This is a genomic window from Paractinoplanes ferrugineus (assembly GCF_016862195.1).
Classification (GTDB): domain Bacteria; phylum Actinomycetota; class Actinomycetes; order Mycobacteriales; family Micromonosporaceae; genus Actinoplanes; species Actinoplanes ferrugineus.
On record NZ_BOMM01000029.1, the window covers coordinates 183,122 to 198,430 of the forward strand.

The 15,309-nt window shown below is 70.3% G+C and carries 15 protein-coding genes and 1 pseudogene; 8 read left to right on the plus strand and 8 right to left on the minus strand.

Going from position 1 to position 15,309, the window contains the following annotated elements:
- Nucleotides 1–17: 17 nt before the first annotated feature.
- Nucleotides 18–245, minus strand: coding sequence for a hypothetical protein (locus Afe05nite_RS17125; protein WP_203818103.1), 228 nt, complete (start codon nt 243–245; stop codon nt 18–20).
- 559 nt (nt 246–804) lie between these two features.
- Between Afe05nite_RS17125 and Afe05nite_RS17135 the strand changes: the two genes are divergently transcribed.
- Both Afe05nite_RS17135 and Afe05nite_RS17140 read left to right on the plus strand, forming a co-directional pair.
- On the plus strand, nt 805–1,146 hold the full coding sequence (locus Afe05nite_RS17135) for a hypothetical protein (protein ID WP_203818104.1): 342 nt from the start codon (nt 805–807) through the stop codon (nt 1,144–1,146).
- Between the two features lie 230 nt (nt 1,147–1,376).
- Nucleotides 1,377–1,667: a hypothetical protein gene (locus Afe05nite_RS17140; RefSeq protein ID WP_203818105.1), complete on the plus strand. Its 291-nt coding sequence runs from the start codon at nt 1,377–1,379 to the stop codon at nt 1,665–1,667.
- Between the two features lie 43 nt (nt 1,668–1,710).
- Here Afe05nite_RS17140 and soxR read toward each other — a convergent pair whose 3' ends face one another.
- Nucleotides 1,711–2,106: a redox-sensitive transcriptional activator SoxR gene (gene soxR / locus Afe05nite_RS17145; protein ID WP_239117897.1), complete on the minus strand. Its 396-nt coding sequence runs from the start codon at nt 2,104–2,106 to the stop codon at nt 1,711–1,713.
- Nucleotides 2,107–2,160: 54 nt separating this feature from the next.
- Between soxR and Afe05nite_RS43840 the strand changes: the two are divergent.
- Nucleotides 2,161–3,000 (plus strand): annotated as a pseudogene (locus tag Afe05nite_RS43840) (NAD(P)H-binding protein); the annotation flags it as partial.
- Between the two features lie 3 nt (nt 3,001–3,003).
- Entirely contained in the window at nt 3,004–3,384 is a 381-nt protein-coding gene (locus tag Afe05nite_RS43845) for a nuclear transport factor 2 family protein (protein WP_275407481.1), read from the plus strand.
- Here the strand turns inward: Afe05nite_RS43845 and Afe05nite_RS17155 are convergent.
- Nucleotides 3,350–4,258 carry an NAD(P)H-binding protein gene (locus Afe05nite_RS17155; RefSeq protein WP_203818107.1) on the minus strand — a complete coding sequence of 303 codons (909 nt, stop codon included), beginning with the start codon at nt 4,256–4,258 and terminating at the stop codon, nt 3,350–3,352. The genes Afe05nite_RS43845 and Afe05nite_RS17155 overlap by 35 nt on opposite strands.
- A 62-nt stretch (nt 4,259–4,320) precedes the next feature.
- On the opposite strand from Afe05nite_RS17155, the gene Afe05nite_RS17160 reads away from it, so the two are divergent.
- A complete protein-coding gene (locus Afe05nite_RS17160) occupies nt 4,321–4,935 on the plus strand; it encodes a TetR family transcriptional regulator (protein ID WP_203818108.1) in 615 nt (204 codons plus the stop codon).
- Here Afe05nite_RS17160 and Afe05nite_RS17165 read toward each other — a convergent pair whose 3' ends face one another.
- Nucleotides 4,936–5,391, minus strand: coding sequence for a cytidine deaminase (locus tag Afe05nite_RS17165; RefSeq protein WP_239117898.1), 456 nt, complete (start codon nt 5,389–5,391; stop codon nt 4,936–4,938).
- A gap of 457 nt (nt 5,392–5,848) precedes the next feature.
- Between Afe05nite_RS17165 and Afe05nite_RS17170 the strand changes: the two genes are divergently transcribed.
- Nucleotides 5,849–6,310 carry an NUDIX domain-containing protein gene (locus tag Afe05nite_RS17170; protein ID WP_239117908.1) on the plus strand — a complete coding sequence of 154 codons (462 nt, stop codon included), beginning with the start codon at nt 5,849–5,851 and terminating at the stop codon, nt 6,308–6,310.
- 89 nt (nt 6,311–6,399) lie between these two features.
- Here the strand turns inward: Afe05nite_RS17170 and Afe05nite_RS17175 are convergent, their stop codons facing one another.
- Together Afe05nite_RS17175 and Afe05nite_RS17180 are read right to left on the minus strand one after the other, a co-directional pair.
- Entirely contained in the window at nt 6,400–7,077 is a 678-nt protein-coding gene (locus Afe05nite_RS17175; protein WP_203818110.1) for a hypothetical protein, read from the minus strand.
- 72 nt (nt 7,078–7,149) lie between these two features.
- Nucleotides 7,150–9,237: a cellulase family glycosylhydrolase gene (locus tag Afe05nite_RS17180; protein ID WP_203818111.1), complete on the minus strand. Its 2,088-nt coding sequence runs from the start codon at nt 9,235–9,237 to the stop codon at nt 7,150–7,152.
- A gap of 243 nt (nt 9,238–9,480) precedes the next feature.
- On the opposite strand from Afe05nite_RS17180, the gene Afe05nite_RS17185 reads away from it, so the two are divergent.
- Entirely contained in the window at nt 9,481–10,509 is a 1,029-nt protein-coding gene (locus Afe05nite_RS17185) for a LacI family DNA-binding transcriptional regulator (protein WP_203818112.1), read from the plus strand.
- A 14-nt stretch (nt 10,510–10,523) separates the two neighbouring features.
- Here the strand turns inward: Afe05nite_RS17185 and Afe05nite_RS17190 are convergent, their stop codons facing one another.
- Nucleotides 10,524–12,254 carry a putative bifunctional diguanylate cyclase/phosphodiesterase gene (locus Afe05nite_RS17190; protein WP_203818113.1) on the minus strand — a complete coding sequence of 577 codons (1,731 nt, stop codon included), beginning with the start codon at nt 12,252–12,254 and terminating at the stop codon, nt 10,524–10,526.
- A gap of 281 nt (nt 12,255–12,535) precedes the next feature.
- Between Afe05nite_RS17190 and Afe05nite_RS17195 the strand changes: the two genes are divergently transcribed.
- Nucleotides 12,536–12,880 (plus strand): hypothetical protein, encoded by a 345-nt coding sequence (locus tag Afe05nite_RS17195; RefSeq protein WP_203818114.1) that lies wholly within the window; start codon nt 12,536–12,538, stop codon nt 12,878–12,880.
- 49 nt (nt 12,881–12,929) lie between these two features.
- On the opposite strand, the gene Afe05nite_RS17200 is transcribed toward Afe05nite_RS17195, so the two are convergent.
- Nucleotides 12,930–15,194, minus strand: a complete 2,265-nt coding sequence (locus tag Afe05nite_RS17200; RefSeq protein WP_203818162.1) for a transglutaminase TgpA family protein — start codon at nt 15,192–15,194, stop codon at nt 12,930–12,932.
- Between the last annotated feature and the right edge of the window lie 115 nt (nt 15,195–15,309).

Genomic DNA, 15,309 nt, shown 5'->3' on the forward strand with positions numbered 1-15,309 from the left:
GGCAGCCACGGGCCGGGTTATGCGTCGCCGAAGGTCTTGACGGCGCGGTCGATGAGCACGTCGACATCCACGGTGTCGTCGATGGTGAGGCGAACGATGAAACCTTGCAGAGTGGTCAGCAGCGCATCGGCGAGAGCTTCGGCGGCCGGTTCGCCCTGGTGCCGCTGCGAGCTGTGCTGGCGGCACCAGGGCAGCAGCACGGCGGCGAGCAAAGTTCGGAGATCAAGGGTGGTGTCCCGCGCCACGGCGGCGAGTTCCGGGTCCAGGTGAGCTTTCGTCGAGCAGTACCGCAGCAAACCTGATCTGGCCAGAGTGCCCCGCCCGCTCTCGGTCCGGCAGGTGACCGGCTGGATGTGCCGACACCCGGACAACCTCGTCAGTCGCGACGCCGAGTAGCTTCAGAGCATTCTCGACCGGTGCCCTGAGCTGCGTTCCGCTGTCGATCTGGTGCGTTCGTTCGCCGACATGATGACCCACCTGCACGGCGAACGGCTCCCCGCGTGGATCACCGCGGCCGAACAAGCTGCGCTTCCCCGGCATCAGCCGTTTCGCCGGCGGCCTCACCGCCGACGTCGCCGCGGTCACCGCCGGGCTCAGCTTGAACTTCAGTTCCGGACCGGTCGAGGGCAACGTCAACCGCATCAAAATGATCAAAAGACAGATGTACGGTCGAGCAGGCTTCGATCTACTCCGTAAGCGAATCTTGCTCGCCTAGCGAGCGATGACACTCCTGGATCATGAAGGCGTCTCCTCAAAACCGCACTCCACGACCCTTGTTCGGCATGATCCAGATAGCCTCGTCAAGTGACCGACGAACTGCCCTGGGAGAACTACGATCGGGACCGGCTGAGGTCGGGACGGTCCTACCCCGTCGGGCGAGACTTCGTCGAACGCTGCCTGCGAGAGACGGGAGCGGTGGTCGGCTCGTTGAGCTTCGTCGGTGGGACCGCGGATCCGCAGCACACAGCGGAAAGGTTCGGCCTTCTCGACCTTTTCTGGTTCAGTGACGTTCCCGGCCGCATTGCCTTCAACCGGGCCAGATCGCCGGCGAGTCACCTGTTTATGAGGGTGTGGGCCGTGCCGTCCGGGCAGCGCCGACAGGCGGCCCAACTTCTCGCGGACGGGCTGCCGACGGCTTGCCGTTAGGCCGTGGCGGCGTTGAGCCGGATCGGCACGGGCTGGTCGAGTTCGCAGCACGTTCTAACCTTGTCGCAGGTGAACCAGGCATTGCAGATAGAAGAGACCTGACTGTGCCGCAAGTAGGTACCTGGGAACCGATCCGACCTATTGGTGCATGAACGTGAACCGCTAGGCCATCACGGACATGGCGACCGAACCCGGATGCTTGCCGGAGTTGCAGAGATCATTCACTGAAAATGCGCCAGAACCCCGAACTCACGAACAAAACCATCGCGGACTACCACCAGATCCACGTTTTCGACGAGGGACCGGAGACGCACCTCGGCGACGAGTGGACCGGTAGAGCAACTGATGACCACCTAGCTGCCGGCCCGGTCGCGGTCGGCACCACGGTCGAGGTCAACATCGCGGTCAGGGCGAGCAGCCGGTTGGCTGCGATTGCAGGTGTGGTCGGCCGCGGAAGCGCCGGTGGTGGTGTCCAAGCGTTGGCGGCCGCCGGCGTAGAGATTCTTCTGCCAGATCACTGACGGCCAGTGGTGTCGCCACTGAAGACCGGAGCCAGGAGGACGGTCAGGTGACCAGTGTGCAGGTGTCGAAAGACAGGCAACCGCAACCGGCGCAGGCCGTGAACTGTTCACGTTCGCGTTCCAAGCGGGCGATACGTTCGTCGACGGCCCGGCCCCAGCATTGGGAAGCGCGCTGCCAGAACGCGCGGGTCGGGGCGACGCCCTCGGGCAGGAACGCCAGGACCTCGCTGATCTGCGCGAGCGTCATGCCGACGCGCTGCGAGGCTCGCACGAACGCCACGCGGCGCAGGGCGTTGTCGTCGTAACGGCGCTGGTTGCCGGCGGTGCGGTGGCTGCTGATCAGGCCCTGCCGCTCGTAGAAGCGCAGCGTCGAGGCGGGCGCACCACTCCGGCTGGCCAATTCACCGGTCGTGAGCATCGGCATGAGGTCGGCCGTCACCGGGCCAGCGTAACGCTTGACGTGAACCTTGGTTCACCACGAAGCATGGCCGGCATGACAGACATCAAGCAGACTCTGGTGATCGGGGCGACCGGCAACATCGGCCGGCATGTCGTACGGTCGCTGCGCGACCGAGGTCTCGGGGTGCGCGGGCTGGCCCGTGACGTGAGTGGCCTGCCCGAGGGCGTCGACCGGGTGAGTGCGGACGTGCGGGACCTCGACGCGCTTCGTGCCGCCGTACGCGATGTCGACGCCGTGTTGTTGATTTGGCCCTTCATGGCGGCCGACGCGGTCGCCGAGGTCGCGGCCGTGCTCGGCCGGCCGGGACGGCGGGTGGTGTACGTCTCGGCGATGAGCGTGCGCGACGACGCCCCGCCCGAGCGCAACGGCGTGTGGGGCCAGGTCGAGGACGCCATCCGGCGCAGCGGCGCCGACTGGACGTTCCTGCGGGCCAGCGGCTTCGCGACCAACACCCTGCAGTGGGCGCCGGCGATCCGGGCCGGGCGCCCGGTGCGGATCCCGTACCTGAACGCGAGCCGGTCGTTGATCGACGAGCGCGACATCGCGGACGTCGCGGTCCTGGCCATGACCTCGCCCGGCCACGCCGGGCGGGCCTACAACCTCACCGGGCCGGCGGCGGTCACCCAGGCCGAGCAGGTACGGCTGATCGGGGCGGCGGCCGGTCGGCCGGTGTCGGCCGAGGAAGCCGGACATGACGAGGCGCGGGCGGACATGGCGAGCTGGGCGGAGCCGGCTTTCGCCGACGCCGCGCTGGCGTACTGGGCCTCTCTGGTCGCCACGCCGGAGCCGGTGACAGATACCGTACGGGAATTGACCGGCTCGCCGGCCCGATCGTTCGCGTCGTGGGCCCGTGCCCACGCTGCCGACTTCCGCCCGCTGCCGGTCGAGGAGGTCGCCCGGCGTTACGTCGAGGCGTTCCGGGCCGGGCGGATGGACCGCGCGCTGACGCTCACCGACCCCGACCTTGTCCGGGTCGCGCCCACCGAGACCGGCGGGGAGCGTACGGAGTTGCGCGGCCTGCCCGACATCATGGCCAACGCCGAGCGGCTGACCGCCGACCTGGAGATCCACGCCGTGACCGCCGACGGCCCGTTCGTCGGCGGCGACCGCTTCGTCGTCCGGTTCACCTTCGAGCAGACCTATCGCCCCACCGGGCGGCGCACCGAGGCGACAAAACTGTCCCTCTATACCGTGGCGGGCGGCGCGATCGTCCGTGAGGAGGTCAGCTACTTCGATCCCCCGACCCCTCGCCAGTGAAAGCGGTGGCGTGGTCGGTGGCCCACTGACGGAACGTCTTTGGTGGTCGTCCGAGTTGGTCGGCAACCGTGGAGGTGACGTATGCGGGCTGTCCCGTGGCGGCGTTCCAGGCGGCCAGCAGCATGTCCGCCGCCGGGCGCGAGATCTCCGGGGTCCGGCGCCGGAATTCGTCGGGCGTCAGTTCCTCGAAGGTGATCGGGCGGCCCAGCACCTCGCCGATGATGCGCACCTGTTCGGCCTGAGTGAGCGACTCGGGGCCGGTCAGGACGTAGTCACCGCCGGCGTGTCCGTCTTCGGACAGGGTTCGCGCGACGACGGCGGTGACGTCCCGGTCGTCGATGGGGGCTGTCTCCGCTGAGCCGTACGGCCATCGGACCGTGCCGTCGTCGCGGATGGAGGCGGCCCACCAGAACAGGGCGTTCGATGCGAACATGCCCGGTCGGATGATCGTCGATTCGAGTCCGGTGGCCGAGATGAGCCGCTCGATCTCGGCGTGCAGCGCTGCCATCGGGTTCGGCTGCTGGAAGAACGGGTGCGGGGTCCGGTGCGGGGCGGACAGGTAGACGACGCGCCGCGGGTGGGCGGCCAGCCGATCGACGACGGCGGCGGCGGTCTGCGGCGGTGCGGTCCAGACGAGGAAGACCGCACTGACACCGCGTAGCGCGGCGTCGAGGGATTCGGGCACGGTGAGATCGCCGGTGACGACTTCGACGCCGGCGGGAAGGGACACCGCCGATTCGGGCCGGCGCACGAGGGCTCGGACCGGCACCCCCTCGTCGGCCAACTGTTCGACCACGGCGCGGCCGATCCGCCCGGTCGCCCCCGTGACGAGCACCGGGGATCCTGCGGCGGAAGTCGCGTTCGTCTGCTTCATGAAGTCAGTCAAACGTTACCGGGTTAAAAAAACAACTCAGTAACAAATGATACTCTGTCGAAGTGATCGAGTCGGCCGGGCTGCGGGCACGCAAGAAGCTGCGCACACGCGACGCCATCGCGGACGCAGCCATCTCGCTGTTCCTGGCGCGCGGGTTCGACCAGGTCTCGGTGTCCGACATCGCCGCGACGGCCGAGGTGTCGAAACCGACGCTGTTCCGCTACTTCCCCACCAAAGAAGACCTGGTTCTGCACCGCTTCGCCGACCACAGCGGGGAGGCCGCACGCGTCGTGCGCGGCCGACCTCCCGACGTCCCGCCGATGGCCGCCCTGCACCGGCATTTCCGAGCTGGTCTCGATCGTTTCGAGCCGGTCACCGGCCTCAACGACCACCCCGAGGTGGTCGCGTTTCATCGGCTGGTGTTCGCCACCGCGAGCCTGACCGGACGACTCACGCAGTACCAGCTCGACGACGAGGAGGCACTGGCTGCCGCCTTCGGATCGGGCATCGAGGGGCGGTTGCAGGCCGCGCAGGTGATCGCTGTTCAACGCGTGCTCGCCCGGACCAACTGGCAGAAGATCGCCGACGGGCGGACCGCACACGATGTGCAACCCGAGGCGATCGCCGACGCCGACCGAGCCTTCGCCCGACTGCGCCACGGAGAAGTCAATTCCTAGTCAGGTGGTCCAGCCGGCGTCTACCTCGTCCGGGAAGGCCGTCATCCAGTAGTCGGGCAGGACCTCCTTGAGGGCCTTCCACACGACGATGGTCGGGTCGCGGTGATCGGCCACGGCCACCAGGACGCCCGGGCCGTACACCGCAAGGCGTTCTCGGCACACGCCGCAGGGACTGAGAACGACGGTGCGGCCGCTCGATTGCCGATGCAGGCAGACGGACGCGACGACGGGCTGGTTCAGGCGGAAGGCCCCGCAATAGGGCTCCACCTCGTGACAGACCTCGACGGAGGCGTTCATGGCGTCCGGCGCGGTACCGGTGAGAATGGACCCGTCGGCGAGCAGCATCGCTGCGGCGCCACGATCTTCGTCGTCCGGAAAACGCGACTTGATCAACGCCAGGCAAGCGGCCACGGTTGCGGCGAGGCCGGCGGCCCGCGGCGACTCTTCTTCGATCACGCCCGAAGCGTAGGTCTATGGCGGTGACACCCGCTCACCGTTTCCGAGCACAGTGGTCGGCATACTACGTCCGGGCCGGTGGCAGAGCCGGTTTATCGCAGCGCTCAGGGTCGGATGCCGGGCCCACCCGGGCGGCTCGAAGGTGCGTGGGGCCGCCGGTGTGCCGTACCCCACCGGGCGGGGTGGGCGCGTCGGGCGGTCTGACGCCGGGCCGTTCCCGGTTCCGCGTCTCCGGGTACGCGGTGGCTCACCGCTCGTGCGTGTTGACGGGTGTCCGGAGTCGGTCGGTCGACATGACGTGATGCGGTCTTCGCAGGTGTATGAGCGCAGGCCGGTGCTGAAGGCGACTCCCGCGATGAACCGTTCGCCGAGCGTTTCGCGCAGCGTCCGGAGGCCCTTCACGCTGGGAGTCCCGAGGTGAGAGGCGGCGGGGTACGGCTACTGTGCTCGGGTGGGGATGTCTGCGCACCTGGCTCGGCTGCGGGCCCTGGTCGGCCACGAGTTGATCCAGCTGCCGTCGGTGTCGGTCATCGTGGTCGACGATGAGGAACGGCTGCTGCTGGTGCGGCATACCGGTGACCTTGCCGGGTGGGCGGTGCCGGGCGGGGCGGTCGATCTCGGGGAGACGCCGGCTCGGGCGGCGGTGCGGGAGATCAGCGAAGAGACCGGTCTGCGGGTCGGTGGGCTGCGGCTGCTGGACGTGCTCGGCGGCGCCGACTACGAGGTGATCTACCCGAACGGGGACCGGGTCGCCTATGTCACCGCGGTCTACGAGGCGCGGGTCGTGGGCGGGACGGCCGAGCCTGACCTGGCGGAGGTCAGCGAGCTGGGCTGGTTCGCCCGGGCCGAGCTGGCCGTCGTTGATCTCAACCGGTTCGCCGGGGCGTTGCTGCGGGCCACCGGGCATCTGGCCCGCTGACGGCGAGGCAACCGGGGGCGAGGCCGACCCCGGGGCGAGGCCGACCCCGGGGCGAGGCGGACCCGGCAGCGGGCCGGACGCGCTGAGGGCTACTGCAGGCGGGTGTCGGCGCGGAGCCGAGATCTGGTCGGGATCAGGTCGATGGTGGCGGTCTTGTCGCGGCCCTGGATGTGGACGTAACAGTGCTGGGCGAGCGGTTTGCCGGTCGGCGCCAGGGCCACTTCGGGGAAGTCCTCGCACCGCAGGTCGCTGAACCGGGCGTTGCGGAACCGGTCGGCGACGCTGCTGAGCAGACCGGCCCGGGTCACGACGTTCTGGGTGGTGTCGGCGTCCCAGGTGAACGTGCGACTGCTGCTCGGCTTGGTGTTGACCTCGAACGTGACGGCCTTCGTGTCGTACGTGACGGTGCATCGGAAGTTGGCGGCGGAGCCGCCGTTGAAGCCGCTGGGTGGGGCGCAGGAGCTCTTGGTGGGCTTCGCGACGCCCGCCGATTCCAGCACCCACGACTCCAGCTCGTACTCGATCTGCGTCTGGGGGTCGGGGTCGGTGAGCTCGTTCGGTGGTTTCCACGTGGGCGACGGGGCGGCCACGCTGGCACTGGCGGCGGGGACCGGGGTGCCGAGGCCGGCGAGCGGATCACGGCTGGTGATCTTCGTGATGAGTTGGAAAACGCCACACAACGCCAGCACACCGACGATCAGACCGACCACCACGAAAACGGTCTTTTTCCTGCTGGCGGGCGCTTTCGGCGGGGCTGGAGGCGTCATGATCGGCAACCCTAGCCGGACGCCGGGCGGCGCGCATCGCGAGCGTGCCGCCCGGTCCTGAACCGGTGGGGATCAGCCGGCGACGACGCCGGTGACGGTGCTCCCGGATTTGGTGATCTTGTATTTGGTGGTGGCGCCGCTCCAGTACTGGAAGGTCAGGGTGACGGTGCCGTCGTTGACTTCGGCGAAGAAGGCCGAGGTCAGGGTGATGGTGTCGGCGGAGTAGCTGGGCACGAAGTTGTCCCAGAACGCCTTGTACGGGGTCCAGTTGGCCGGGCCGGCGGGGGTGCCATCGGCGTACACGGCTTGCATGGTCTGTAGTTGATCGCCGTTGAATCGGGTCGGGATGATCAGTGAGCCGGTGGTACCGGTGGCGGCGGACTGGGCCGGCGGGTCGGAGCTGATGATGTTGATCGGCCACGGGACGCCGGCCGAGAAGCGGGCCTCGATCGTGGCGTCGACACCGTAGCCGCGGTTGCCGGCCAGGCGGGTGAGGGCGGCCGCGGTGAGCGTCAGGGTGGCGCCGGAGACGGTGTAGTCGCGGCCGGCGGTCAGCGCGGTGCCGTTCTGGTAGAGCCCGGTGAACGAGGTGCCGTTGAGGTTGAGGGTCAGCGACCTGGCGGTGATGGTGCCGGTGTGCGGCAGATAGACCTGGTCGGACGACGCGGTGCCGGAGCGGGTGGTCCAGCCGGCCTTCATCATGTCGAAGACGACCTGGTCACGCCACGTCAGCGTGGTGCGATTGAGGAACTGGCCGGCGTCCCAGACCATCGTGGTGACCCCGGCGGTGCGGGCGTGGTAGCCGACGTCCTCGATGAACTTGAGGAACTCGCCGGTCTCGATGATGCCGGGTCTGGTGTGGTCCCAGCTGAGCAGCGCCCATTCGCCGATGACGACCGGGATGCCCTTGTCGACGAACGAGGCCTTGACGCGGTCGAACGTGGCCGCCAGGTCGGCCTGGGCGGTGGCGTCGTAGCGGTAGCCGCCGGCGATGTTCACGCTGAACGGCCAGTATCCGTAGAAGTGGACGGTCGCGGCCAGGTTCGGGTCCTTCAGCGCGGTGAAGGTCGCGTTCAGGGCGTCGAGGCGGGCCTGGTCGGTGCTGGTGTGCAGGGTGGGCAGCACCAGCAGCCGGGTGGCGTTGCCGCCGCCGGTGCCGCGGATCAGGTGGACGAACTCGGTGTTGAGCACGTCGGTCACCCGGTCGCCGGCGGCGTCGTCGGCCGTGCCGGTGAACTGCGGCTCGTTGATGCTCTCGAAGACCAGCTTGGCCGGGTAGTCACGGAACGCGGTGCCGATCTGCGTCCACAACGCCCGGTAGCGGGTCATCACGGTGGTGGGATCGGCCGGGTACGTGTTGATCCACTGCCACGAGTCGTGATGCAGGTTGATCAGCACGTAGAGGTTCTCGGTGAGCCCCATGTCGACGACCTGCTTGACCCGGGCCAGCCAGGCGGCGTCGATCGGGTAGTCCGGGGCGCTGCCCTGGTGGTTGCTCCAGGTGATCGGGATCCGGATGCTGCGGTAGCCCTCGGAGCGCACCTTGTGCAGCAGTTCCGGGCTGGTCAGGGGGTTGCCCCAGGATGTCTCGTCGGGGATCGCGTCGAGGGTGTTGCCCAGGTTCCAGCCCGGCTGCATGGCCGCCACGATCGCCTTGGCGTCGGCCGGCCCCGGCGACGACGTCGGTGTCGGCGTCGGTGTCGGTGTGGGGGTGGGGGTGGGGGTGGGGGTGGGGGTGGGGGTGGCGCCGGTGCAGGCGATCCCGTTGAGCGTGAAGGACGCGGGCACCGGGTTGCTCCCCGTCCACGAGCCGTTGAAGCCGAAGGAGACGCTCGCGTTCGTCGCCACGGCGCCGTTCCAGCTGACGTTGGTCGCGGTCGTCTCGGCGCCGGTGGTGCTGACGATCGCGTTCCACGGCTGCGTCACCCGCTGGCCGGCGGCGAACGTCCACTTCAGGCTCCAGCCGGTGAGCGGGTCACCGAGGTTGGTCACGGTGACGTTCGCCGTGAAGCCGCCCGGCCACTGCGACGGCACCGCATAGCCGACCCGGCAGCCGCTCGCGGCCGACGCGCTGGTCGCCAGCACCGTCCCGACCAGCATCAACAGGGTCGAGAACACGGCGAGCAGGCCTATTCGGCTTCGCACACTGGGTCTGGGCATGAAGGGACTCCTCGTCGACGGGAGGCCCGGCACGCGCTCCGTGCGGAACGCGAGCCCACTCCGGGCCGACTAGAAAGTTTCCAGATTCATGCTGGAAAGTTTCGGTTCGAGGCTAGCCATGACATCGACACCAGTCAACGCGTTGCGGGTTGAGGCAGCGAATAGGATGAGCTCTCGCATCCGGGGCCGGGAGAAAGCATCCGGTTCCGGGAGAGAGCATCCGGGGCAGGGAGGAAAGTGCGCATGCCTGAGGACGACCGTCCCGCCGGCGACCCGTCCCGGCCGGTGACCATCTCCTACATCGCCGAGTCCGCGGGCGTGTCCGTCCCGACCGTCTCGAAGGTGATCAACGGCCGCTCCGGGGTGGCGGCGGACACCCGCGCCCGCGTCAAGGCCCTGATCAACGCGTACGGCTATCGCAAGACCACCGCGCCGCCGCGCAGCAACCTGATGGAGCTCGTCTTCACCGAGTTGGAAAGCATGTGGGGCGTCGAGATCATCCGCGGGGTCCAGCGGGCGGCTCGCAAGCACCGGCTCGGCGTCGTGCTGTCGGAGTTCGGCCCGGCCGGCAGCACCATTCATTACTGGGTCGAGGGCGCCCTGACCCGGCGCCCCGCGTGTGTCGTCACCGTCGCCCAGCTCTCCGCCGCCGACCGCGAGAGGCTCCGCGACCGGGACATCCCCTTCGTCGTGTTCGACCCCACCCACGAGCTGCCCGACGACGTCCCGTTCGTCGGCGCCACGAACTGGACCGGCGGCCGCTCGGCCGGACGTCACCTGAGCCAGCTCGGACACCGGCGCATCGCCATGGTCACCGGTCCCGACCGGATCCTGTGCTGCCGCGCCCGGTTCGACGGCTACCGCTCGGCGGTCGAGGCGGCGGGCCTGGGCTTCGATCCGGCACTGGCGGTGCAGGCGGAGCTCACCCAGGCCGGTGGGCACGCCGCCGCCCGTACGCTGCTCGCCCGGCCCGAGCCGCCGACCGCCATCCTGACGACCAACGACCTGCAGGCCGCCGGGGTCTACCAGGCGACCCGGGAGGCCGGCCTGCGGATCCCGGCCGACCTCAGCGTCGTCGGGTTCGACGATCTGCCGATCACCGCGCTGATGGACCCGCCGCTGACCACCGTGCACCAGCCGCTCGCCGAGATGGCGGTCGCCGCCACCGAGATGGCCCTCGCGCTGGGCCGCGGCGAACGCCCGGCGCAGATCGGTGTCGAACTCGCGACCACCCTGACGGTACGGGCGAGCACCGCTCCCCCACGCGTCTGACAGCCGCGCCGAGATCAGCGGCCGGTCGCGGAGACCTCGACCGCCGGGCACCGGTCGGCGCCGGCCGGCCCCCACCCGCCGATGCCCGACATGGCCGCCTCGAACATGTCGGACGGCACCGGTGGACTGATGTAGTAGCCCTGGATGGTCGGCACCCCGGCGGCCGACAACGTCGTCCACTCGCCGGTCTCCTCGACCCCCTCGGCGGTGACCGACATGCCGAGCGACCGGGCGAGCCACAGCACCGCCGAGATGATCGACGACTTGCGCTCGTCGCGGTCGGCGCCGGTGACGAACGACCGGTCCAGCTTGACGATGTCGGCCGGCACCGACTGGAGCCAGGTCAGCGAGCTGTAGCCGGTGCCGAAGTCGTCAAGCGCGATCCGGACGCCGAGCGCCTTGATCGCGCTGAGCCGGTCACGGACGTCGACCGTGCTGGCCAGCATCGCGGTCTCGGTGATCTCCAGGACGAGCCGGCCCGGCCCGAGCTGCGGATATTCGGCGAGCAGCCGGGCGAGCATGGGCACGAAGCCCGGCTCGGCCAGCTGGCGCGGGCTGACGTTCACCGACATGTAGTCCAGGCCGTCGCGCCACTGCCACAACCGCTGGACCGCCTGCCGCAGCACGTGCTCGCCGAGCGCGATCACCAGTCCGGTCTCCTCGGCGGCGGCGATGAACCAGCCCGGGGCGAGGATGGTTCCGTCCGGGGTACACAACCGGATCAGCGCCTCGGCGCCGACGACCCGGCAGTCGGTGGTCGACATCACCGGCTGGAACCAGACCGGCAGGGTCCGGTCGAGGTCGCCGCCGAGCGCGTCCCGCAGCTGCTGCTCGGCGAGGACCCGCTCCTGGACGCGGCGGTGCATGTGGTCGGTGAAGACCTCCAGCCGGTTCCCGCCGGCCTGCTTGGCCACGTACATCGCGGTGTCGGCCGCCCGCAACGCGTCCTCGCCCGGCCCGGCGACCGCGGTGGCCAGCCCGATGCTCGCCGCCAGCTGGATCCGCCGGCCGCACAGCGTCAGGGGTTCGCGCACGGCGGCCAGCATCGCCCCACCGGTCCGCTGCCCGGTCCGCAGCGTGCCCGGCAACGCGACGGCGAACTCGTCACCACCGATGCGGGCGACGATCGCGCCGGGCGGCACCGCACCCCGCAGCCGGGCGGCGAGTTCGCGCAGTACGTCGTTGCCGGCGCCGTGCCCGGAGCCGTCGTTGATCGACTTGAACCGGTCGACGTCGAGCCAGAGGACGGCCACCGACTCCGTGCCCTCGGCCAGCAGCTCGCGGAGATCCTGCTCGAACCCGGAGCGGGAGAGCAGACCGGTGAGCGCGTCGTGCCGGACCTGATGCCGCAACTGCCGCTGATGGTGGTAGTTGGCGGTCACGTCCAGGCACTGGGCGAAGATCGTGCCGGGCCGCCCCTCGCTGTCGAGCAGCGCGGTGCTGTGCACCTCGACCCAGATCAGCGAACCGTCGTCGATGCGCCGATATTGCCTGGTCACGTTCAGGTATCCGCCGGCCCGCAACATGATGTCGAAGAGCGGTTCGGTGTTGTCCCCGACCGCGATGAGCGGCAGGTCCCTTACCCCGAACCCGGCCGGCAGCTCCGCCGGCAACCCCAGCCACTCGCGGTAGGTCGCGTTCGTCCGCAGGATCAGGCCGTCCGGGGCGAAGATCGCCATGGGTACGGGACTCGCGTCGAAGATCGCACCCAGTTGTTCCCGGCTGTTGTCGGCACTGGCGTCCATAGCGCCACGATCGACGGCGCACGATCATGTCTTGAGTCCCGGCCGGTTGCGATTGCGGTGCGACTTTCCGCCACTCGCCAACCGCCGCCGCCCGGCGACCGCCGGAAGTCTCCCGGGCAGCGGCTCAGACCGGGCCGCCCGGCCGCCGACACCCCCGGCTGTGAAGCGGGTCGGCAGTGCCCCCCTCTTCCTGCCGGTGGTGGTCCGGATGAAACGAGGGCTGCCCTCTCCTGGAGAGAAAAACCGGTTAAGGAGAGGGATCGGAGGGAAAGCATGGACGCATGTCGATCGAATGCGAAGAACTGATGATCTGCCCGGCCCGGATCACGCTCGACGCGGCCCAGATGGCTTTCTTCAACGGCTTGCCGACCGAGGCGCCGAGCGTGCAGGCCGAGCTCGGCTGCGAGCTCGAACAGGGCCACGACGGCTCGCACGCCTCCCTGGGTCAGCAGGTAGAGGACACGATGTGGTGGGTTCAGTGGACGCTGAGCGCCTCCGAGGTCAACCCGTACACCTGGTGCCGGCCGCACCGGTCAGCCGCCACCGGCGACTGCAACTTGTTCACCGGCCACCCCGGCGGCCATTCCGCGACGAAACGCCAATGGCGGACCGAGGAAGCGGCCTGAACCGGTTCACCTTCGTCCGGTGGCCGATCGGTGCGGCTCGGCCACCCGGTCAGGTGTCGCGGTGCCAGCGCAGCGGTCCCGGATGCAGGCTCCACCAGAGACGCCGCCACCAGGAACGCCGCGACCGCAGCGCCTGCGCGTAGTCGACCGCCTGCCTGGCAGCCCACTCGGCCTGCGCGCTGGTGGCCGCCCCGGGCGCGAAACCGACCGTGTTGATCCCGGTGACCAACTTGTCCAGCGGCGGCAACGGAAGCTCCCCCGCCCCCGGCTCCCCCGCCCCCGACTCCGCAGCGGGGGCGAGCACAGCCACTCCCCCCTGCGCTTGCGCCACCTGCGGGGACGGGCTACTCGGCGCGGCGCGCCGCAGACGGCCGGGTTTCGGCGGGGCGGGCGTGGCCGCGTACGCCGCCGCCTCGGAAGCCGCCAGATGACGCGGCAGGGGGTGGCCCGCCAAGCGCAAGGCGTCACGCAGCTCGGCCCACGCCCCGGTGATCCGGGCGTCGGGCGTGCCCGACCGCAGCCGGCGCAGACTCAGACCGCGCCGCATCCGCGTGATCGTCAACGCCGCGGCCAGCACGATCAGCAGCAGTGACCCGGACGCTGCGCCGGCCACCACGACCGCACCCGGCCCGTTTCCCGCCCCGGCGGCCGGCCCGGCGGCCGGAGCCGACGACGTAGCCGGTTGACTCGCGGTCGGCGCCTCCGACGGCGGCGACGGCGGGCGGGTCGGCTTGGGCACGAAATCCTCCTCGACCGGGCGCGGGTTCTTCGACTTCGGCATCGGGTCGAACGGCACCCAGCCCAGCCCGTCGAACAGCACCTCCGGCCAGGCGATCGCGTCCCCACCGGTCACCGCGCCGCCACCGGCCGGCGCGTCGAAGCCGACCACCACCCGCGACGGCAGGCCGGTGAGCCGGGCAAGCAGGGCGAACGACGCCGCGAACTGCTCCGACGTGCCCACCTGCCCGCCCTGCGGGCGGGAACCGAACAGGAAGAAAGCCAGATTGGGGTACGCGTGCCCGCTCGGCGCGTCGGCCACCTGCTTGTAGTGCTCGGCGAGGAACGACTCGATGGCCGCGGCCCGGTCGTAGGCGGCGCCGTTGCCGTCGGACAGCTGCTCGGCGAGCCGGGTGATCTGTTCCGGAACGCCCGCACCGACGGTCAGATAGCGGGCGACCGCCGCACCGGCGGGCACGTCCGCGGTCGGCAGCAGGTTGTAGTCGGGGGTCTGCACCTGCGAGTCCACGCTGTACTTCAGGCCGGCGGTCAGCGGATCGGAGCCGATGAGCGTGCCGGTGACCGCGTCGTAGGCCACCCGCGCCCCGGTGACCTGAGTCGGCGCGGGCACCACCGGAAGCAGCCGCCCGGTCAGCCCGTCGATGGTGATCTCCTGGTGTACGCCGGTGACGGTCGCGTCGGCGCCGGCCGGCTGGGTGGGCAGCACCCGCCCCGCGTTGCGGTAGGTCGCCCCGACCCGCCAGGTGATCCCGTCGTAGTCGGGCAGCACCGCGAGCCGCAGCCGGGTCTTCGTGGTGATCCCGCGGACCTCGAGGAGCCGCTCCTTGGGGCTCAGCGACCACCCCGAGATCCGGTTGAGGGGGCTTTCGTCGAGGCTGTCGACCTGCGGCGGTTCCACATATCTACGCGGATCCACCGGCGTCGCCGCCACCTGCGAGCCGATCCAGGGCCCGACCGCCGCCCCCAGCACGAGGACCGCCGCAAGTCCGGCCGCCGCCCCCGCCAGCGCCCGCCCCCGCACCTTGGCCCGCGCCGAGGCCGGCAGCCCACCGGCCACCGGCGAGCGGGCGCTGACCGCGAGCGCGACGATCGCCAGCCCGGCGAACCCGAGCGTCGTCCACCCCGAGGCCGACGCGTTGGGCCCGACCACGTAGAGCACCCCGGCGTAGAACCCCACCGCCGGCAGCAGCCCGAACAGCACCCGCCCGGCCCGGACCGCGATCTCCGCCCCGGCCAGCCCGGCCAGCCACGCCGCGATCACCGGCACCACCACGGTGTCCGGCGTCGGTTCCACCGGAATCATCGCGGTGAGCAGCCGCGGAATCCCGTTCACCAGCGAGTCGCGCGCGATCTGCGCGAGCGGTTCGCTGAGCTCCGCGCGCCCGGCGCTGATCCACAGGACCAAGATGGTGTACGCCCCGAGCAGTACCGCCGACAACGGCGCCACCACCCAGTTGGGCAGCCGCCGCGCCGCCAGGCCGAGCCCCACCGAGCCGACCGCCGCCCCCGCGACCAGCTGCACCGCCAGCGCATCGGCGAAGATCCCGCCCAGCACCACCCCGCCCAGCGAGATCATCCCCGCCAGGCACACCGAGATCACGATCGGCCGCACCCACCTGCTCACGGCCGTATCCCTCGCTCCCCCGCACCGGCCGGGCGTGCCCTTCCGGCCGGGCGCGTCGTTTCGCCGG